Origin of the sequence: Corynebacterium jeddahense, from assembly GCF_028609865.1 — a bacterium.
GTDB classification, from domain to species: Bacteria; Actinomycetota; Actinomycetes; order Mycobacteriales; family Mycobacteriaceae; genus Corynebacterium; species Corynebacterium jeddahense.
In genome coordinates, this window is sequence record NZ_CP063194.1 from 2,447,924 (window position 1) to 2,466,748 (window position 18,825).

An 18,825-nucleotide genomic window follows, 5' to 3' on the forward strand; every position below is an offset into this window, starting at 1 on the left:
TTTATGATAGCTGCCATGACCTGCCCCTCCATCTCCCCCGAGTCCGCGCGACTGCCGGACAACGGCTCGCCGCTGCGCGTCGTGGTGGGGTGGGATATGGCCAACACGGAGGCCGTCGAGTTCGCGGCCTGGCTCGGGCGCTCCCTGCCGGTGACGGTGCAGGTGATGTCGAGCACCCAGGTCCCGCCGGTGAAAGCGCTGACGAAGGCGACGAAGGGCCGCAAGAAGTGGCTCAAGGAGGCGCGCGAGGCGTTCAGCAGCCGCGTCGAATCCACCCTCGACCAGCACCTCCCCCGCTCCCAGTGGTCGAAGCACCCGGCGCGCCTTGTGGACAGCAAGGACACGGTGCGCTCCCTCTACGACACGGTGGAGGACTTCCACGCCGACCTCATCCTGCTCGGCTCCCGGGCGAAGACGCCGAAGGGCCGCTTCCGCCCGTCGAGCGTGGCGGACGAGATGATGCGCTCCTGCCCGGTCCCCCTCGGGCTCGCGCCGCGCGGCGTGAAGCTGTCGAAGAAGGGCGTCACCCGCGTCACCTACGCCATCGTCGAGGGCGGCCCGGACGACTCGGTCTTCTCCGGGCTCGACTACGCCACCGCGCTCGCCTGCGCGCTCGGGCTGCCGCTGCGCATCATCGCGTTCTCCCCCACCGCCTTCGACCAGCACACCTCCGCCTGGAACGAGGAGACGCTCGGCCTGCTCGACCGGGCCCGGGACTGCGCGTGGGCGCTCGCGGCGCAGCTCGCGCCGGAGCGCGTGGAAACCTTCGACGTCACCAGCGCCGTCTCCTCCGCGAAGGGGTGGAAGCGCTCCATCGACTCGGTGAAGTGGAAGAAGGGCGACATCATGTGCCTCGGCTCCCAGCCCTCGGGCCAGCTGCGCAGCGTCTTCGTGGGCACCCGGGAGGGCGAGTTCATCCGCTACGCCTCCGTCCCCGTCATCGTCTGCCCGCGCGCGGAACGCTAATCCGGGGCGCTAGATTGGGCCGCATGGAGCACCCCGAGAACGACCTGCACTCCCCCGCCGACCGCTTCTCGCGCGTGCGCCCGGAGCCGCGCACGTTCGACGAGCTCGCGGACGAGCCCGACCCCCTCGAGCTCGTCCGCCGCAACCGCCGCTCCACCCGCAACGCCGTCGTCTACGCGCTGGGCACCGTCGCGGTGACGCTCCTGTTCGCCCTGCTCTTGGCGGGTATTTCGCGGTCCCAGGGCGGTCCGCTTTGCGACGCCAGCTCCGCCTGGCTCTGCACCGACACCTGGCGCACGTGGTGGGCCGTGCTCACCTCGATCCCGCCGGTCGCCGGGCTCATCGGGTGCGCCGTGATCACCGTGCGCAAGCTCAACCGCTACGAGCGCTGGGTGCCGTGGATGGGCGTGTTCTGGGTCCCCCTCGTGCCGTTCACCATGGCCTGGCTCATCATCACCGTGGGCATGCTCGCCGCCTAGCGCTCGGCGCACTCCTTGCAGTACGGGTTCGCTTCACGGCACGCCTCGCAGCTGAGGTACTGGCGGCGGCACGCCGGCTCGTTCGCGCAGTTGTAGAACTGGTTCGTCGGCGCCCCGCAGTGCACGCAGTGGCCGAGCTGGACGTAGTCCGGGTCGTCCGGCGCGCCGAACTCGGTGTGCATCCGGTCGTCGAAAACGTAGAGCGAGCCCTCCCACAGCCCGGAGTTGCCGAACTGCTCGCCGTAGCGCACGATGCCGCCGTCGAGCTGGTAGACCTCCTTGAACCCCCGGTTGACCATGAGGCTCGAGAGCACCTCGCAGCGGATGCCGCCGGTGCAGTAGGAGATGACGGGCTTGTCCTTCATCCAGTCGTACTTGCCGCTGTCCAGCTCGGCGATGAAGTCGTGGGTGGTCTCCACGTCCGGCACGACAGCCCCCTTGAACCGGCCGATCTCGGCCTCGCGCGCGTTGCGGCCGTCGAAAAGCACGGCCTCCGGGTTCGCGGCGACGAGCTCGTTGACCTGCTGCGGCGTGAGGTACGCTCCCCCGCCGACGACGCCGTGCTCGTCGACTCTGAGCTCGTCCGGCGCGCCGAACGCGACGATCTCCTCGCGCGCCTTGACGCTGAGCTTGGGAAAGTCCGCCGCCGAACCCTCAGACCACTTGAACTCCATGCCGTGGAAGTACTCGCGCGTCTTCTTCGCGTACGTCTTGCACGCCCGGATGTCCCCACCGACGGTGCCGTTGATGCCGTGCGGGGAGACGATGATCCTGCCGGTAAGCCCCAGCCCCTCGCACAGGTCGCGCTGCCACAGGCGCACCGCGTCCGGGTCCGCGACGGGCTGGAACTTATAGTAGAGCAGGATCTTGTCGGTCATGCCCGACAAGTCTAGGGTCAGCCGCGCTTCTGCTTGAACGCGTACGCGTCGCGCGTGTACACGCGGCGGTGGGTGCCCACCTTGTGCCCGGGAAGGCGGCCCTCGTCGATGAGCTTAACCACGAAGGGGCGGGAGACGCCGAGGAGGTTGGCCACCTGCTGGGTGGTCATCTCCTCCTCGGGCTCGGGGGCGCGCATGAGGCGGCCCTCCGCCATGTCTTCGAGCAGGTCGCGCACCCACACCGCGGTCTGCTTGGGCAGGACGACTTCGTCTTTGGATTCGGCGCGAGCGACGGCGAGGTTGCCGTTGAGCTCGGCAAGCGCGGATTCGACGGGGGAGAGTTTGTCAGCCATGCCCCCACCCTAAACCACAACCGAAACGAGCGCAATAGGTTTCCTAGCGCTTGTGGTACAGCCCCTTGCGCCAGTACTGCGGCTCGGACGTGGCCAGGACGCCAAGGTTGCGGAAAATGCCCTCGTCCACCGAGCCCAGGATCGTGGTGATGTGCGCGTCGCAGCCCCGCAGGCTGCGCAGATGCTCGAGCGCGAGCGCTGCGTCCGGGTTCGTCGACGCCGAGACGGACAGCGCGATGAGCACCTCGTCGGTGTGCAGCCGGGGGTTCACGGAGCCGAGCTGCTTCGTCTTCAGCGTCTGGATCGGCTCGATGGAGTCGGGGGAGAGCAGGTGCACGTCGTCGTCGATGCCGGCGAGGAGCTTCAAAGCGTTGAGCAGCACCGCCGCCGACGGGCCGAGCAGGTCCGAGGTCTTGCCGGTAACGATGCGCCCGTCCGGCAGCTCGAGCGCCGCACCCGGGTTGCCGGTGCGCTCCGCCACCTCGAGCGCGGGCGCGACGACGACGCGGTCGGCGACCGAGAGATCCGCTTTGCGCATGACGTTCATGATGCGGTCGGAGATGGTGGAGTCGGTGCCGGCGCGGCGTTCGTCGACACGCGCGGCGTAATAGCGGCGGATAATCTCCTGCTGGGCGGCGTGCCGGCAGGCGTCGTCGTCGGAGATGCAGTAGCCCGCCATGTTCACGCCCATGTCGGTGGGGGACTGGTACGGCTCGGTGCCGGTGACCTCGCGCAGCAGCGTCTTCAGCAGCGGGAACACCTCGATGTCGCGGTTATAGGAGGTGACCTTCTCCCCGTACGCCTCGAGGTGGTACTGGTCGATGACGTTGATGTCGTCGAGGTCCGCCGTCGCTGCCTCGTACGCCAGGTTCACCGGGTGCGACAGCGGCAGGTTCCAGATCGGGAACGTCTCAAACTTCGCGTAACCTGCGGGAATGCCGCGCTGGTTCTCGTGGTACACCTGGCTCAGGCACGTGGCCAGCTTGCCGGAGCCCGGCCCCGGGGCCGTCATCACGATGAGGTCGCGGCTCGTCTCCACGTAGTCGTTGCGGCCGAAGCCGTCCTCGCTGACCACGATCGCGGTGTCGTGCGGGTAGCCCGGGATCATGTAGTGGCGCGAGACCTTCAGGCCCAGCCGGCCGAGGCGCTCGAGGAACGCCTCGACGTTCTGGTTGTGCCCCTCGATCTGCGTGCACACCACGTTCTCGACGAGGAAGCCGCGCTCGCGGAAGACGTCGACAAGCCGCAGCACGTCGTCCTCGTAGGTGATGCCGAGGTCGGCGCGCATTTTCTGGCGGACGACGTCGCCGGCGTTGAAGCAGATGATGATCTCGATCTCGTCCTTGATCCGGTCGAGCATCGCGATCTTGTTGTCGGGGGTGAACCCCGGCAGCACGCGGGACGCGTGGTTGTCGTCAAACAGCTTGCCCCCCATCTCGAGGTAGAGCTTGCCGCCCACTTCGGCGCGCCGCGCCTGGATGTGCTCGGATTGCATCTGGATGTATTTGTCTCGGTCGAACCCGATTGCATACGGCATGCGCGCAAGTCTAAGGCGTGCGGGCGGCTTCCCGCACCCGGCAACGCTGCGGGGCAGCTGAAAGTATGGTGGCAGCCATGTTCGCCCCCACGTTCACCGCAGACCAGATCCGGCGGGCGGAGCAGCCGCTGCTCGCCGCGCAGGAGGCCGACGACGAGCTCATGCAGTCCGCCGCCCACGCCGTCGCGGAGGCGGCACGGGCGATGCTTGACGACGCCGCATTGCCTGACGACGCCGCCCGCGTCCTCGTCCTCGCCGGCCCGGGCGGCAACGGCGGCGACGGCCTCTACGCCGGCGCGGAGCTGCTCTTGGCCGGCCGCCGGACGGACGCGTTCCTCCCGGCCGGCAAGGCGCACGAGCGGGCGCTGCGCGCGTTCGAGGCGGCGGGCGGCGCCGTGCTCGACGCCCTCCCGGAGCCCGCCGCCGGGCAGGGCTACGCCCTGGTCATCGACGCACTCACGGGGATCGGCGGGTCCGGCGCGCTGCGCGGGGGCCTCCGCACGGCCGCGGAGTGGGCGAACGCCTCGCGCGCGGCGGTGCTCGCCGTCGACGTGCCCTCCGGCGTCGACGCGGACACGGGCGCGGCGGGGGAGGTGCACGTCGAGGCCGACACGACCGTCACGTTCGGCGGGTGGCGCCGCGCGCACGCGCTGTCCCCGGCGTGCGGCGCGCAGCTCCTTGCGGACGTCGGCCTCCCGGCGCGGCGCCTGCACGAAACGCTCGGCGACGAGCTCGCCGAGTGGGCCGCCGACGGCCCGCCGCTGCTCCTCGCCAACCGCGCCGTGACACCCGAGCGCACGTGGCCGGAGGACCTGTATCCCATGCGGCAGGCCCCGGTTCTAGATATCGCCCCGGGCCCGGACGACGACAAGTACTCCGGCGGGGTTGTTGGCATCCGCGCCGGCAGCGACGGCTACCCGGGGGCGGCGGTGCTCAGCGTCGCCGGCGCCGTCAATGCCACGCCAGCGATGGTGCGCTACGCAGGTCCCCAGGCCGCGGAGGTGGTGCGGGCGCATCCGGAGGTCGTCGCTACGCAAACGCTCGAGGACGCCGGGCGGGTCCAGGCCTGGGTGTTCGGCCCCGGCGCGGGCACAGATAAGGGCGCGGCAGACGAGCTGCGGTGGGTTCTGGAGCAGGACGTGCCCGTGCTTGTCGACGCCGACGGGCTCACCCTGCTCACCACACACCCCGACCTGCGCGAACTGGTGCGCGGACGCGCGCAGGCAACGGTGCTCACCCCACACGACGGCGAGTTCGCCCGCCTGCGCGAGGCCGCCGGGGTGGGGGAGAGCGACCGAATGGGCGAGACGATCGCGCTGGCGGGGGCGCTGGGATGCACGGTGGTACGCAAGGGGCGCGCGACCGTCATTGCACACGAGGACGATCCGCACACCGCCTACGCCGTCGACGCGGGCAATTCCTGGGCGGCGACCCCCGGTTCCGGCGATGTGCTCTCCGGCATCATGGGTGCGCACCTCGCGCTCATGGAGGCGAAATCGCTGGGGGAGGAGGCGGCGCTCGCCGGCGCCGTGGCCGTGCACGCGGTGGCGGCGAAGCTCGCGGCGGCGACCCCGTACGGCGACGCCGCGGCGCCCGCCGGCCGCATCGCCGCGTTCATCCGGCCGGCGACGGCGCTGGTCTCGCATGCGTGACGCCGTCGTCGTCGGCGGGGGCCAGTCCGGGCTGGCCGTGGCCTACTACCTGCGCAAATACGGCTCGGACTTCGTCGTCCTCGACGCCGCCGACAGGCCCGGCGGCGCGTGGCCGCACTACTGGGACGCGCTCACACTGTTCTCCCGCGCGGAGTTCTCCAACCTCCCCGGCTGGCCCATGCCGCCCTTCGACGGCTACCCGCCGCGCGACCACGTCATCGACTACCTCACCCGCTACGAGCAGCGCTACGACCTCCCCATCCGCCGCGGGGTGCGGGTCTCGCACATGCGTTACGACGGCTCCGCCTTCCACCTCAACGGCCTTTCCGCCCGCAACGTCGTCGTGGCCACCGGCATCTGGTCCGCCCCGTTCGTCCCCTTCGTCCCCGGTTCCATTCCCGGCCGCCAGCTCCACTCGGCGTTCTACCATCGGCCCGGCGACTTCGCGGGCCAGCGTGTCGCCGTCGTCGGCGGCGGCAACTCCGGCGCGCAGATCGTCGCCGACCTCGGCCTCGCCGGCGTCGACGTCGAGTGGTTCACGCGCCGCCCACCTGCGTTCATGCCCGACGACGTCGACGGCGAGCAGCTCTTCCGCCGCAACCGGGAGCGCTTCGTCGCCATCGCCCGCGGCGACGGCGATCCCGGCGGCGCCGACTTCGGCGGCGACATCGTCGTCGTTCCCGAGGTGCACCGCGCCCGTGCGGCCGGGCTGCTGACCGCCAGCCCGATGGTCACCTCCCTGGACGAGCTCGACGGCTTCGACGCCCTCATTTGGGCAACCGGTTTCCGCCCCGCGCTCGCCCCAGTCCGCGGCCTCCCCCTGGACACCCCTGGGCTGTATGTCTTGGGTTTCGACCGCCTCAACGGGCCCGGCGCCGGCACCATCGGCGGGGTGAGCCCTTTCGCCCGCGACATCGCCGCCCGTGTGGCGGGGTCCTTGTAAAAATCGACATCGCGCGGCGGCGGCCCGGTTTCACATGCGTTTTCCCAGCTCGCGTTCTGGGTCCGCTTTGTGTCAAGTGGTTGTGAACAGTTTCTGGTTTAGGCGACGGTAAGTGTGGGTGGCTGTGGGCGGGTTTTGGTGGTTGTGCGGATGATGGTGACCTCCTTGGGTAGTCCGGTCGGTGTTTTTGGCATAGCGGTGATGAGTCCGGCTTCGAGTGCGGCGCGTGCTGCGTTGATGCGGTTGGTTTCGTATTGTCTCCAGGTGCCGTCGAGCACGCTTTGCGGGGTGTAGCCGTTGATGCCGCTGTGGGGCCGGTTGTTGTAGTGCCTGGTAAACCGGGCTACCCATTGGGTGGCGGCGTCGATGTCGGCGAAGACTTTCGGGTAGTACGCAAATCCCTTCATGGTGTGAAACAGCGATTCCATTTGGGGGTTGTCGTTGCTGATGGCCGGCCGACTAAACGATGCGGTGACGTCGTGTTTGGCGAACACACGCTTTAAGGCGTTGCTTCGCATAGCTGCCCCGTTGTCGGAGTGCACGGTTTGCACTGTGGGGTAGCGCGTCAAGATGTCGTCGAAGAGTTTGGATACACCGCGCGCGTCTTCGCGGTGGGTGACCAGCGTGCCAATCACGGCGCGTGAGTACAGGTCGATAATGGTGTGGCAGGCGTAGGTTTCGTTGACGAACGGGCCGGGCAGGAATGTGATGTCCCAGCACAGCACTTGTGCTGGTGCAGTAGCGACGACATGTGGTGGCTGGTTGTTGCCGCGTTTCGACCTGCGTTTGGTGCTTGTGCAGTTGCGGTGTTTCAACAGTCTGTTGTGCTTGCGGGCGATGCGGTAGAAACTGCTCAAACTGGCGATGTAAGCGCCGTGGTTGTAGGCGTTGTAGAACACATCGTCCACGCTGGACTGCGGATTGGCGTCCAGCTGGGCGAGGATCTGGTCGATGTGTTCTTGTGTGAGCCGGGGGATGTTGCGTTCGTGGTGGGCAATCGGGTTGGCGGTTTTCGGCCGTGGGTTGGATTCGTAGTAGATCCGGCTGCGGCTGACTCTCAGCAACACACACGCCCGGGTTGTGGAGTGGCCTAATCCGACAAGTGCGTCGATGAGTCGTTGTTCTTCTTGTCGACCAGCTTCATAGCGTCGCGTTTCGTCTTCGGATAGGCGTTTTCCTCCGCGTCGTAGTCCACGCCAGGAAGATCGGGCATGGACGCTAAAGCTTTTCCCAACACATCACTGGTTTTGACCCATTTATCCAGTTCTTGTTCTTGCCGGGTGAGTTTGCGGTTGGCTTTGGCGAGTTCTTTTTTCAACCGGTCGTTTTCTCGAATCATCGCCTCAACCTGGCGCCGTGACTGCGTAAGGTCATCGGAGGTGTGTTTTCCCACTGTTCCTGCCTTTCGTGTATGCGTGTAATGCGCGATCGATCCGTCTGCAACCATGGTGGCCCACCGCAGCACTGTCCGGTGGCACAGATCATGCTTGGCTAAAAACGCCTCCTTTTCACCGTAAGGAAGTGCAAGGTAGCGCTGCGCCAGCGACGTCACCGCCGCAGCGTCAAGCACCGCTGGTAGTTCCTCGTCGCCGACCGACGCTGCTTTTTGCTGCGCGCAGGTCAAAAGCCCAAGCTGTTGGCCCCACCGAAAGATCTTGACTCCATACAGCCCATGGCGATCAAGCCAGATACCTTTCGCCCCGTAGGGCAACTGGCGATAGATCGTGACCATCTGCCGCTTCTGAGTGGCAGTAAAATCCAACCCCCGCGAATACGGCTCACACGCTCTAAACACAACCGCGCCAGCCTGCGGCATGACCAGGTCATCCTCGTCGAGGACCTCGCCAGGAGACAGCACCGTCACAGCAAGGGACAACACATCATCAGCACAAAGCCTCCGCCTGGGCAGGCGACCGCTTCGAACCTGTTGACCACCGACCGAAGCTGCCTCGGACAGCGCGTCCGGCTCCGGGATCAACACTGGAACATCGAGCAAAGTCATGAACAAAACCTCCTACGGATCGTTGTTCACAACCAGCCTGACAGAGAGGGGTCGGTGTGGATTTTTACAAACCGGCACGCCTGACCCGACGACAACAGCCACCAACACCCAAACGCATAAATTACACGAACGTAATTAACCCCTATATGCAGGTATTTCGGAGAATTTTGGAGAAAATACTCCTTTTGTTCACCTATTATTTTCCTAAGATCTTCATAAATGCATCCACGCGGCCTGCGAGAATGTTAAATAAAAACGGATCTGGCCGTGAAAGAGATCTAGGTCACTCGCGCGTGGAATGCATACATTCGCAGAAAGTGCGCTACTGTGTCCAACGTGTTCAACAATCGGAGAATCGCAGCTCTCTCCTGCGCGGCCGCAATCGGCGCAGGGGCGTTTGTCGTACCCTCCGCAAAGGCCGCCACGGTAGAGAAGCCGGAAAATGGCGTCTGCAAGTTCAACATGAACTCCGCGGAACGCGCGTACCTGGATTCGCTTCCCCACAACGTCAGCACCGGCGATTCGGCGATCCGCGATCGCTGGCTCAACGCGTTTGAGCGCGCCTTCCCCCAGGCGGCGCCGGTCACCGAGGAGTTCTTGGAGCTGGCCGCCTCGCCGAGCTATGTCAACTTGCTCAACCGCAACCCCGAGGCGAACACGAAGGTCTGGGTAAACAAGTACGTCGCCCAGGGCATCGATGCGAGCATCGCGGAGTTCTACTTCACGTACGGTCCGTGGAACAACGTCACGACGAGCGGCCACGACGGCTACGATTTCGAGGCGCTGTGGGGCCCGATCACCGCCGCCGCGAAGGACGGTGTGATCAAGGCGCCGTCGCGCGACGACCGCTACCCGGAGACCCAGCGCATCCCGGATCGCGCGGGCCTCATCGAAGCAAAGACGGCGAGGTTCCCGTCCGCGCCGAAGGAGCAGATCACCGCGTGGGTCGACGCCTACAACTCCACCGAGGAGACCTCCCAGGCGCGCCGCGTCGCGGAGTTCCAGCTCGCGTTCGACGACGCCCGCAAGGCCTGCGCCCAGGGCGGGGGCATCGTGCTCCTGCCGACCGACGGCACGAACCCGGACAAGGCGAAGACCCAGCCGTCCGAGCCCACCGCGCCGGCCACGGCCCAGGGGGAGCAGGTGTCGAAGCCGACGACGAGCTACAGCGCGACCACGCCGACGCCGAAGCCCACCCCGAAGCCGGGCTCCACGTCGACGACGGTGACGGTGAACGCGAACGGCACGAGCACCTCCGTGACCACGACCTCCGGCCACTCCGAGAGCATCAACGTCTCCGCCACCACGAGCAGGGACGTGAGCGCCAACAGCGGCGCCTCGAACACCAGCAAGTCCACGGGGTCGAGCACCGGCGCGGTCATCGGCATCATCGTCGTGCTGCTCGTCCTCCTCGGTGGCACCGGCGCTGCGTTTGCGATGATGCAGTAGCGGCCGTAGCGTGGCAGTGGCTATATCCGCCCCGACCCAGTCGCAGAAGTTCCCGGTCGTCCCCCTCACCGCGATGAGTTTCGCGGCGTTCGTCTACGTCACCTTCGAGATGTTCGCCGTCGGTCTCATCTCCCCGATGGCGCGCGACCTCAACGTCTCCGAAGGCCAGATTGGCCTGCTCATGAGCGTGTACGCGGGCCTGGTCGCGGTGGTGACCATCCCGCTGATGCACCTCACCCGCAACCTCAACCGGCGGCCACTGCTCATCGCGACGCTGGTGTTTCTCCTCGGCGGCATCACGCTGCAGGCGAGCGCGCACAGCTACGCCGTGCTCGTCGCGGGCCGCGTCACGGCGGCGTTCACGCACGGCGTGTTCTGGTCGCTGGTCAATCCCATGGCCGCGCGCATCGCACCGGCGGGGCAGACCGGCAAGGCGGTGGCGGCGGTCTCGTTCGGATCGACGCTGTCGATGGTGGTCGGCTCGCCGCTCACCACGGCGATGGGCTCGGCGATCGGGTGGCGCGCGTCGACCTGGGTGCTCGGCGTGGCGGTACTTGGCGCGCTCGTCATGCTCCTGATCACGCTGCCGAGCCTGCCGGCCGTGCAGCCCGCGCAGAGCGCCAACGCCACGAACACGAAGTCGGCCATCCCGTCGCTCATCATCTACCTCGTGCTCGCCGTCATGGCTATCTTCTGCACGTTCACCTACCTCGCGCTGCTCGTCGAGAACACGGCGGGCCACAACCTCGTGCCCATCGGCGTCTCGCTCTACGGCGTCGCCGGGCTTGTGGGCGTCACGCTGTCCGGCCGGTTCGTCGATAGTCGCATGATCCGCCTCAACGGCCTCGCCGCGGCGATCCTCGTCGTCTCCTCCATCGCGGGCCTGCTCGCGCTGCACTACAACTCGGGCGTGGGCATGTTCCTCGTCATCGCCGTGTTCGGCGTCGCGGCGGGCGCGCTACCCACGGTGGCCACCACGATCTTCTTGTTCGCGGGCCAGCGCAACCAGGACCTCGCCAGCTCGATCTACGTGGTCACGTTCCAGGTCGGCATCGCGTCCGGCTCCGCGCTCGGCGCCGCCGCAGTGGACGCCGGGTTCCTCTCCGGCACACTGCTGTGCTCGGTGATCCTCGGCTCGCTCGCGTTCGCCGTCATGGCGCTCTGGTCGCGCGCACGCCTGCGGTAGCGCCGCGGCTCGACGAACCGGCCCGCGGGCTCGAGCGCCACGACACCGCGCAGGAACTCGGCGGTCTCGCCGGCGACGTACGTGCGCTGCCCCCACCCGGGCACCCGGAAGATGCCGTGCGGCACGCGCACGAGGTCGCGCCCGCGCACCATCGTCGCGCCCATCTCTTGCACCGAGGTCACGATGTACGCATCGCCCACCCGGTACGCCACCGCGTTGCGGTCGAGCGCACACAGCGTATCGACGACACTGCGCCCGCCCACGAAAAACCCGTCGCCGGCGAGCACCCCGTCCGCCGGCACAGGCGGCAGCGCGGTGACCCGGGGGCCGGCGTCGGACAGCCCCGCCCGGCGGTCGATCTCTGCGGCGAGGAGCACCGGGTCGAGCGGGGCGGGGCCGGGGGCGGTGTAGAACATGCGGGCCAGGCTACGCGAAGGCCGGCTCGCGCACGCCGAGCTCGAAGACCTCGTCGCCGGGCTCGATGAGCGAGCGGTCGTGGGTGACGAAGCCGCAGGCGATGTCGCGCTGCCGCAGACCGGGGCGAGCAACCGGGAGATCGCCGAGCGCCTGTTCATTTCGCAGGCGACGGTGAAGACGCACCTCATCCACATCTATTCGAAGCTGGGGGTAGACAACCGGACAGCCGCCGTTGAGAGGGCCCGCCAGCGCCGGATCATCTAATCTTGTCCGTATGTCATTTATCGAGCTGAATTCCGGCCCGTGGCGCGGCGTCGCGTTCCTGCGCGGCCTCGGCGGCCCCGAGGACACGCCGGCCGGCTGCAAGAGCCTCATGTGGCGCCACGACGGCACCTCCCGCCTCGGCGGGGTGCTCGAGCGCGCCCAGGCGCAGGTGCTCATCGACGCCGCCGCGGTGCCCGACCGCGTCCAGCGCGCGCAGCCCGACCCGTTCGTCCTGCGCAGCGTGACCACCGAGTCCGCCGGCGAGGCCTTCGTCTTCGCGGGCCGGATGTTCAGCCGCTCCGGCGACGTGGAGACGCTCGAGCCGTGCGTGGCCGCGCAGCTCACCATCGCCCCGGAGACGGAGCTGGCCATCACGGTCTACGAGGAGTTCGAGTACGCCGTCGTCGCCGCGGACGGGGACCTCGCCGTCAACCGCACGCCGGTGCCCGGCCGCTCCGTCGGCTTCCTCGACGCCGGCCACCGCACCCTCGGGCTGGAGAACCACTCCGACAACATCGCGCACGTGCTCATCCTCGGCGGGGGTCCTGCGTGACCGTCTCTGTGCTTGTGATCGTCGAGGGCACGTCGCCCGAGATTTCGCGCTGCGTCAACGTCGAGGAGACGATGCGCCTCGGCGAGCTCGCGCAGATCGTCGACGCCGCGCTCGGCTTCACCGGCGCCGCGACCCACCTGTTCGTGGGCCAGGAGGGCTCGCAGCGGGAGGTGTACGCCGAGTCCCCGGGCCCGGGCGAGCACCACGAGGACGAGCTCACCGTCGCCGAGATGCGCCCGATGACCTACGTCTACGACCCGGCGGCGAACTGGAACATCCACGTCGAGGTGCTCGGCCCCTCCCACCTCGAGGGCCCGACGCCGATGCTTGTCGACGCCGCAGGCCCCGACGTCATCGAGGCCTGCTCCGGGCCCGAGCTCATGACCACGTTCCGCGACCAGGCCCGCCTGCTCGCCGCCGGCATCGAGCCGGACGTGGAGACCATCACGCTCATGTTCAGCTACCTGCCCGTCATGCCGCCGGAGCGCATGCTCGACCGGCTCACGCAGGCGGACCCGGTGGCGGTGGCCACCCGCATCGGCAACGTCGCGGAGGAGATGTTCTTCGACGAGGTCGCCGCCGCGGGCGAGGAGAACGACGGGCCCGGCCTCGCCCAGCACTTCGACGACTTCATCAACTCCCGCCCGGACCTGCTCGAGATCATCGACATGGACCCGCACCCGGAGCGCAACCCGGCCATGATCAACGCGGTGACGGAGTTCTTCAACGACGTGCTCGGCGGTGGCGGCGAGGTAGCCGACCTGCTCGACATCGTGGCCGGCGTGCTGTCCCTGTTCGTCGACGGCACACCGTACGCGGACGGGGCGCTGCCCGCGGAGGACGCCCAGCGCATCGAGGAGATGCTCGGCGGCGTTGCCCCCGCCGCCACCGTCGTGGACATGCTCGTCGCCGGCGGGCTGCTGAAGAAGCGCGGCGGGACGGTGTCCACGACGAAGGCGGCGGACGCGGCGGTCAACATGCACCCCGACGCCCTCGTCCGCATCGAGGGCAACCTGCGCCGCGCCTTCGAATGGCTCATGGGCGCCGACCGCTGGCGCTCCATCGTGGAGTGGCTCGTCGGCGGCCAGCCGATCGACCCAGCGGTGCACGAGTGGCTGCCCTGGCTCGAGGCGTTCGCGATCATGCGCGAGGCGGAGCCGAACAAGGTCCGCGTTACCGACGAGGGCACGTTCCTGCTCCACCTCCACCTCTCGCACTACCACACGAGGTAGAGCGCCACGCACCCGATGCCGAACATCATCGCGGTGAGCAGGAACACCGCCGCGGTGTTCGGCGCGCTGCGCTCGTTCGCCAGCGCGTCCGCCTCGACCCGGTAGGAGCGCCGGTTGAGCAGCCCGATGACCAGCCCCGTCGCCGCGAGCGCGAGCGACACCGCGACGATGAGGCCCGGGTACGCCTCCGACCACCGCAGCAGCGTCGCCGCGCACACGAGCATGGCGAGTCCGGTGCGCGTCCAGCTCATGGCCGTGCGCTCCGCCTGCAGGCCGGGGTCGGCGACGGCGATCATCGCAGTAGCCCCACGCCCGCCACGACCGCGGCGACGAACACCCCGACGCAGAGGACGGGGATGATGGCGGGGGCGGGGATCGGCTCGTCGTGACGCAGCGCCCGCTCGATGCGCACCCACCGCACCGCCGCGCCGCCGGAGATCGCCATCGCGAGGACGATGAGCTCGACGGCGCCCGGCAGCTCGAACGCCTCGAGCGCGATCCCGCCGGCGAGGAAGGCGAGCGCGGTGCGCGTCCACGCGAGGAACGTGCGCTCGTTGGCGAGCGTGAAGCGCGGGTCGGGTTCCTTGCCGTCGGGGAAGGCCCGCCTGGTAAACCAACCGCGCTCGCTCATGCGACCCACCCTAGCGCCGCGTACACCGTGAGGACGACCAGGCCGCCCGCGAAGATCGCCCAGAGCGCCGTCTCGCGGTCGCGTCTCGACGCCCTGTCGGCCCCCACCGCCCCCAACCACGCCCCGGCGGTGTTGCAGAGGACGTCATCGGCGTCGCTGTAACCGAGCGCCCACACGAACTGCGCCGTCTCGATGCCCAGGCTGCACACCGCCCCCCACAGCGCCGCCTTGCGCACCGAGCCGCCGTAGAGCACCGCGCCCACCGGCAGGAACAGGGCGATGTTGCCGAAGAAGTTGAGCCACGGCCCCCACCACACGCGCGCGTACTCGAACGTTTCCAGCGGGTTGAGGCGGATCTGGCGGAGCTGGTGCGCGTCCGCCTCCCACAGCCCCGGCACGGACACGAACGCCTTGCCCAAGGTGAACGCGAGCACGACGAGCGCGGTCACCACCGCCGCCGCGGTTCGCGCCGACCTCTCGCTCGCTGTTGCCACCCCGCCCACCGTAGCTGCGGACTATCGTGGCGGCCATGCAGCGCAGCTTGGTGGTTACTGGGAAGGGGCCGGAGGTCGTCGATACGCAAGGCGACTTCGCGGGCGAGGGCGACACGCTCATCGAGGTGAGCCACTCGTCGGTGAACTACAAGGACGCGATGGCGCTCACCGGCGACCGCGGCGTCCTGCGCACCCTGCCGCTCGTGCCCGGCATCGACGCGGTGGGCACGCTCGACGACGGCACGCTCGTCTGCGTCAACGGGCGCGGCCTCGGCGAGCGGCGGCACGGGGGCTACACGCCGCGCCTGCGTATCGACGCTCAAGACATCACCCGCGTCCCCTCCCGCTTCACGGCCTTCGACGCCGCCGCGATCGGCACCGCCGGCTACACCGCGGCGCTGTCCGTGGCGGGGCTCGAGCGCGCGGCGTTTGAGGTTGACGGTGCGGTGCTGGACGGCCCGGTGCTGGTGACGGGCGCGACCGGCGGCGTCGGCTCCATCGCCGTGCAGCTGCTCGCCGCGCGCGGCCACGAGGTGTGGGCGGTGACCGGGCGCGTCGAGGAACACGGCGCCTGGCTGCGCGAGCTCGGGGCGAGCGAGGTACTCGACCGCGCCGAGTTCGAGGGCAAGGGCAAGCCGCTGAAGAAGGCGCGGCTCGCCGGCGTGGTGGACACGGTCGGCTCGACGGTGCTCGCGAACGCGCTGTCGCAGCTGCGCTGGGGCGGGGTGGCCACGGCCTGCGGCATGGCCGCCGGCAACGACCTGCCCGCGAGCGTGCTGCCCTTCATCCTGCGCGGGGTGCAGCTCGTGGGCGTGAACTCGGTGGACACGCCGAACGCGCTGCGGGACGAGGCGTGGGGCGTGCTCGACGAGTCCTTACACACCGACGCCATCCGCACCGAGCAGGTCGGATTGGATGGCGTGGTGGAGGCCGGGCGCCGGCTGTTGGTTGGCGAGGGCAGCGGGCGCGTCGTCGTGACGCTATAGCCCCTTGGGCAGCGGACCGCCGGAGATCTCGCGGTAGGCGTACGCGAGCGCGAGCAGCGATGCCGGAACCGTGACGATGAGCCCCAGACAGAAGAGCAGCGCGCCCAGAAGGTTGAGCAGGATCAGCAGCACGAACAGGCCGAGCAGCGGGAGGTAGTTCGAGGCACCCGCCTTGAAGCCCGCGGCGAACGCGTCGCCGAAGCTGCCGTTGTTGTCGGCCGCGTACCAGGTCTGCATGACGAAGAACGGCCCCGCCAGCATGCTGACCACGCCCGCGACCGCGAACGCGCCGAGCAGCGGGCGGAGGAAGTCCCACGCCGCCTCCGGGTCCTCGTCGACGTTGTTCGGATCCGGCAGCGAATCCAGGTCGATCGTGCTCAGCGCGCCGGCTGCCAGCAGCATGATGAGAATCGTCATGACCACACTGAGCAGCAACCCGAGCACCACAGCCACCCCCAGGGTCTTGCCGTAGGCGGGGGCCTTGGCGTCGCTGTACGTCACGGTTCTCGCCAGCGTCTGCTGCAGCGCCACGCCGGTCAGCCACGGCACGAACAGCAGCGTGGCAATCGGCGTGAGCACGCCGATGGCCGGCGCGGTCATTGGTGCAATGACGAGCAGCGCGTAGATGATCCCGAGCGGGATCCACAGCTTCGCGTTGCCGAACTCGGCCTTAAAGCCCCAGCCCAGCGCATCGAAGACGTGGACCTTCCCGTCGCCCTTGACGTGGAACCAGCCGTTCGAGGCCGGGTCGTTGATCGGGTGGGGGCTCACGCCGTCGCCGGGGACGTTGTCCGTGAGCTGCTGGCCGTGGAAGCGCAGCGCGCTCGCACCCGCCGCCGACGCCGCGGTGTTCACCTCGAACTCGTCGTAGCCGGTGGGGTACTGGTTCTGGCTCGGGTAGGGGTTCTGGCTCGGGTAGGGGTTCTGGCTCGGGTAGGGGTTCTGGCTCGGGTAGGGGTACGGGTCATTCTCCGGGTGACTCCCGCGCGGATGCTCCGGGTACGGCTCGTACCCGCCGCCGTTATATGGGGTCGACATGCTGTTTGTCCTTCGCGTGCTCATCGGTCACATTCCCTTGAGATGGTAACAGTCACACCCGTCACATCCCCGGCGACGTTGATGGGTGCGCACCAACTTGTCCGCAATGCGGATTCGGGCCTTTGCCCTTGACGACGCCCTCCCGGCCCCCACGGTTGTAAAAATCGACACAAAGCGGTGCTGGCCGTCACGCAGTTCTTGGTCTACCCGCTAATCTTCTGCCTCGGCGCACTGTCCATCTACCTCATCCCGCGCTGGGATATCGCCTCCTTCATGGAGGTTGGCAGCAGTGATTGGCGCGTCGTCGGCGCTGTCGCCCTCATCATCCCCGTGCTGGTCTTCTCCTTTAACCACTCCCCCGCGATTTCCCAGTTCTCCTTGGCCATGGTCGCCGCACACGGCCGCGAGAAGAGCTCCGAGAACGCCTCGCGCGCGCTGGCCCTAACCGCAATCCTGCTCACTGTCTTCACGGACCTGACCCCTTTTTGGTGGACACCTGATCTCCAGCCCGGTTGGGTTGGAAAGAAAGGTAATCTACCACCATGCCTAGGTACTCCGAACAGTTCAAACGTGATGCTGTGGCCCTCTATGAAAACAATGAGGACCTCTCGCTGAACGCAGCATCAACAGAGCTCGGAATCAACCGTGCCTCGCTTCATTCTTGGGTCAAGAAGTACGGCACCGGAAAGCGTGCGCGCATTAAAGCTGTGCATGATAAAGCCCAAGCGGCGAATGATTCCGAACGGATCCGCCAGCTAGAAAAAGAAAACGCAAAACTGCGCGAAGAACGCGACATCCTGCGCAAGGCCGCGAAATATTTTGCCGAAGAGACACGCTGGTGATCCGCTTCCAGTTTGTCTATGACCACCGAACCGAATACTCGGTCAAGCGGATGTGCCACGTGTTAAAGCTCAATCGCTCCTCGTTTTATAAATGGGTCAATACCCGCGAAAAACGCAGGTTAAAGACGTGTTCCGATGCTCTTATTGGCGCACAAATCAAGACCATCTTCGATGATGAGCACGGGCTTTACGGGGCAAAACGCATCGCTGCAAGCCTTAAAGCCGATACGCGCTTTGGCCCGATAAACCACAAGAAGGTTGCGCGCATCATGAAATCCATGGGACTTAAAGGCTTTACCAAGCGCCGCCGATGCGTCACTACCAGGCGCAAGCGTGGCCACCGCGTCATGCCGGACTTAGTAGGCCGCAAATTCACAGCCAACGAGCCAAACCGCGTTTATGTCGGCGACATTACCTACCTGCCCTGTAAGGGCGGCAAGAACATGTATTTGGCCACAGTTATTGACACTTACTCGCGGAAACTTGCAGGTTATGCGCTCGCAGACCACATGCGCGTCTCACTAATCGTCGATGCTCTAGCCCACGCCCACGGTGTGCGTGGCAGTCTTGACGGGGCTGTATTCCATTCCGATCACGGCAGTGTTTACACCTCACAAACCTTTAGAAGCTATTGCTCGTCGTTGGGTGTGCGCCAGTCCATGGGAGCGGTAGGAACGAGTGCGGATAACGCCCTAGCAGAATCATTTAACGCCACCTTAAAGCGTGAAGTCCTGCGTGATAGGAAAGTCTTTGACAATCCGATCGCCTGCCGCCAGGAAGTCTTCCGATGGTGCATGCGCTACAACACACGCCGGCGACACTCCTGGTGCAATCTTGTAGCCCCCGATACCTTCGAAGCACTCACATCAGCTACACTGACCAAAGCAGCATAGCTAACCCCCGACGTGTCCACTTTCCGGGGG

The 18,825-nt window shown here is 67.3% G+C and carries 20 protein-coding genes and 1 pseudogene; 11 read left to right on the plus strand and 10 right to left on the minus strand.

Features of this window, described 5'->3' with window-relative positions; genetic code table 11:
- The first annotated feature begins 15 nt into the window (after nt 1–15).
- Both CJEDD_RS11745 and CJEDD_RS11750 read left to right on the plus strand, forming a co-directional pair.
- Nucleotides 16–966 carry a universal stress protein gene (locus tag CJEDD_RS11745; RefSeq protein WP_042409317.1) on the plus strand — a complete coding sequence of 317 codons (951 nt, stop codon included), beginning with the start codon at nt 16–18 and terminating at the stop codon, nt 964–966.
- A gap of 23 nt (nt 967–989) precedes the next feature.
- Nucleotides 990–1,445, plus strand: coding sequence for a hypothetical protein (locus tag CJEDD_RS11750; RefSeq protein WP_042409313.1), 456 nt, complete (start codon nt 990–992; stop codon nt 1,443–1,445).
- Here the strand turns inward: CJEDD_RS11750 and trhO are convergent.
- From trhO to CJEDD_RS11765, 3 genes are read right to left on the minus strand one after another with little or no spacing between them, the layout of a single operon-like run.
- Nucleotides 1,442–2,323, minus strand: coding sequence for an oxygen-dependent tRNA uridine(34) hydroxylase TrhO (gene trhO / locus CJEDD_RS11755; RefSeq protein ID WP_042409310.1), 882 nt, complete (start codon nt 2,321–2,323; stop codon nt 1,442–1,444). The two genes, CJEDD_RS11750 and trhO, sit on opposite strands and share 4 nt — an antisense overlap.
- A 17-nt stretch (nt 2,324–2,340) precedes the next feature.
- Nucleotides 2,341–2,676, minus strand: a complete 336-nt coding sequence (locus CJEDD_RS11760; protein ID WP_042409307.1) for an excisionase family DNA-binding protein — start codon at nt 2,674–2,676, stop codon at nt 2,341–2,343.
- Between the two features lie 43 nt (nt 2,677–2,719).
- Nucleotides 2,720–4,213 (minus strand): DUF1846 domain-containing protein, encoded by a 1,494-nt coding sequence (locus CJEDD_RS11765; protein WP_042409305.1) that lies wholly within the window; start codon nt 4,211–4,213, stop codon nt 2,720–2,722.
- Between the two features lie 77 nt (nt 4,214–4,290).
- Between CJEDD_RS11765 and CJEDD_RS11770 the strand changes: the two genes are divergently transcribed.
- Together CJEDD_RS11770 and CJEDD_RS11775 are read left to right on the plus strand one after the other, a co-directional pair.
- Nucleotides 4,291–5,865 (plus strand): NAD(P)H-hydrate epimerase, encoded by a 1,575-nt coding sequence (locus tag CJEDD_RS11770; RefSeq protein ID WP_273657535.1) that lies wholly within the window; start codon nt 4,291–4,293, stop codon nt 5,863–5,865.
- A complete protein-coding gene (locus CJEDD_RS11775; RefSeq protein ID WP_042410495.1) occupies nt 5,858–6,808 on the plus strand; it encodes an FAD-dependent oxidoreductase in 951 nt (316 codons plus the stop codon). Before CJEDD_RS11770 ends, CJEDD_RS11775 begins: the two co-directional genes overlap by 8 nt.
- Nucleotides 6,809–6,906: 98 nt before the next feature.
- Here CJEDD_RS11775 and CJEDD_RS11780 read toward each other — a convergent pair whose 3' ends face one another.
- Both CJEDD_RS11780 and CJEDD_RS11785 read right to left on the minus strand, forming a co-directional pair.
- Nucleotides 6,907–7,875 carry a DDE-type integrase/transposase/recombinase gene (locus CJEDD_RS11780; protein ID WP_074432590.1) on the minus strand — a complete coding sequence of 323 codons (969 nt, stop codon included), beginning with the start codon at nt 7,873–7,875 and terminating at the stop codon, nt 6,907–6,909.
- A gap of 23 nt (nt 7,876–7,898) precedes the next feature.
- Nucleotides 7,899–8,810 (minus strand): hypothetical protein, encoded by a 912-nt coding sequence (locus tag CJEDD_RS11785; RefSeq protein WP_273657502.1) that lies wholly within the window; start codon nt 8,808–8,810, stop codon nt 7,899–7,901.
- 327 nt (nt 8,811–9,137) lie between these two features.
- Here CJEDD_RS11785 and CJEDD_RS11790 point away from each other — a divergent pair, with 327 nt between their 5' ends.
- From CJEDD_RS11790 to CJEDD_RS11810, 5 genes and pseudogenes are all read left to right on the plus strand, one after another.
- The gene (locus CJEDD_RS11790; protein WP_273657536.1) at nt 9,138–10,259 is read left to right on the plus strand and encodes a hypothetical protein; all 1,122 of its coding nucleotides are present in this window, start codon (nt 9,138–9,140) and stop codon (nt 10,257–10,259) included.
- A gap of 22 nt (nt 10,260–10,281) precedes the next feature.
- A complete protein-coding gene (locus CJEDD_RS11795) occupies nt 10,282–11,445 on the plus strand; it encodes an MFS transporter (protein WP_042406219.1) in 1,164 nt (387 codons plus the stop codon).
- 531 nt (nt 11,446–11,976) lie between these two features.
- A pseudogene (locus tag CJEDD_RS11800) lies at nt 11,977–12,126 on the plus strand (response regulator transcription factor); the annotation flags it as partial.
- Nucleotides 12,127–12,136: 10 nt separating this feature from the next.
- Nucleotides 12,137–12,679 (plus strand): hypothetical protein, encoded by a 543-nt coding sequence (locus CJEDD_RS11805; RefSeq protein WP_042406203.1) that lies wholly within the window; start codon nt 12,137–12,139, stop codon nt 12,677–12,679.
- A complete protein-coding gene (locus tag CJEDD_RS11810; protein WP_052333753.1) occupies nt 12,676–13,911 on the plus strand; it encodes an IS1096 element passenger TnpR family protein in 1,236 nt (411 codons plus the stop codon). The genes CJEDD_RS11805 and CJEDD_RS11810 overlap by 4 nt, the downstream gene beginning before the upstream one ends.
- Here CJEDD_RS11810 and CJEDD_RS11815 read toward each other — a convergent pair.
- From CJEDD_RS11815 to CJEDD_RS11825, 3 genes are read right to left on the minus strand one after another with little or no spacing between them, the layout of a single operon-like run.
- The gene (locus CJEDD_RS11815) at nt 13,896–14,207 is read right to left on the minus strand and encodes a DUF202 domain-containing protein (protein WP_042406202.1); all 312 of its coding nucleotides are present in this window, start codon (nt 14,205–14,207) and stop codon (nt 13,896–13,898) included. The two genes, CJEDD_RS11810 and CJEDD_RS11815, sit on opposite strands and share 16 nt — an antisense overlap.
- Entirely contained in the window at nt 14,204–14,542 is a 339-nt protein-coding gene (locus tag CJEDD_RS11820; RefSeq protein ID WP_042406200.1) for a YidH family protein, read from the minus strand. The genes CJEDD_RS11815 and CJEDD_RS11820 overlap by 4 nt, the downstream gene beginning before the upstream one ends.
- Entirely contained in the window at nt 14,539–15,036 is a 498-nt protein-coding gene (locus CJEDD_RS11825; protein WP_042406198.1) for a VanZ family protein, read from the minus strand. The genes CJEDD_RS11820 and CJEDD_RS11825 overlap by 4 nt, the downstream gene beginning before the upstream one ends.
- 35 nt (nt 15,037–15,071) lie before the next feature.
- On the opposite strand from CJEDD_RS11825, the gene CJEDD_RS11830 reads away from it, so the two are divergent.
- Nucleotides 15,072–16,022, plus strand: coding sequence for an acrylyl-CoA reductase family protein (locus CJEDD_RS11830; RefSeq protein WP_052333755.1), 951 nt, complete (start codon nt 15,072–15,074; stop codon nt 16,020–16,022).
- Here CJEDD_RS11830 and CJEDD_RS11835 read toward each other — a convergent pair.
- Both CJEDD_RS11835 and CJEDD_RS11840 read right to left on the minus strand, forming a co-directional pair.
- The gene (locus CJEDD_RS11835; RefSeq protein WP_042406195.1) at nt 16,017–17,060 is read right to left on the minus strand and encodes a hypothetical protein; all 1,044 of its coding nucleotides are present in this window, start codon (nt 17,058–17,060) and stop codon (nt 16,017–16,019) included. The genes CJEDD_RS11830 and CJEDD_RS11835 overlap by 6 nt on opposite strands.
- 239 nt (nt 17,061–17,299) lie before the next feature.
- A complete protein-coding gene (locus tag CJEDD_RS11840) occupies nt 17,300–17,530 on the minus strand; it encodes a hypothetical protein (protein WP_198132976.1) in 231 nt (76 codons plus the stop codon).
- Nucleotides 17,531–17,602: 72 nt separating this feature from the next.
- Between CJEDD_RS11840 and CJEDD_RS11845 the strand changes: the two genes are divergently transcribed.
- A protein-coding gene (locus CJEDD_RS11845; RefSeq protein ID WP_415857851.1) for an IS3 family transposase occupies nt 17,603–18,795 on the plus strand; the annotation gives its coding sequence in 2 pieces (ribosomal slippage) (nt 17,603–17,885 and nt 17,885–18,795; 1,194 coding nt in all).
- The last annotated feature ends 30 nt before the right edge of the window (nt 18,796–18,825 follow it).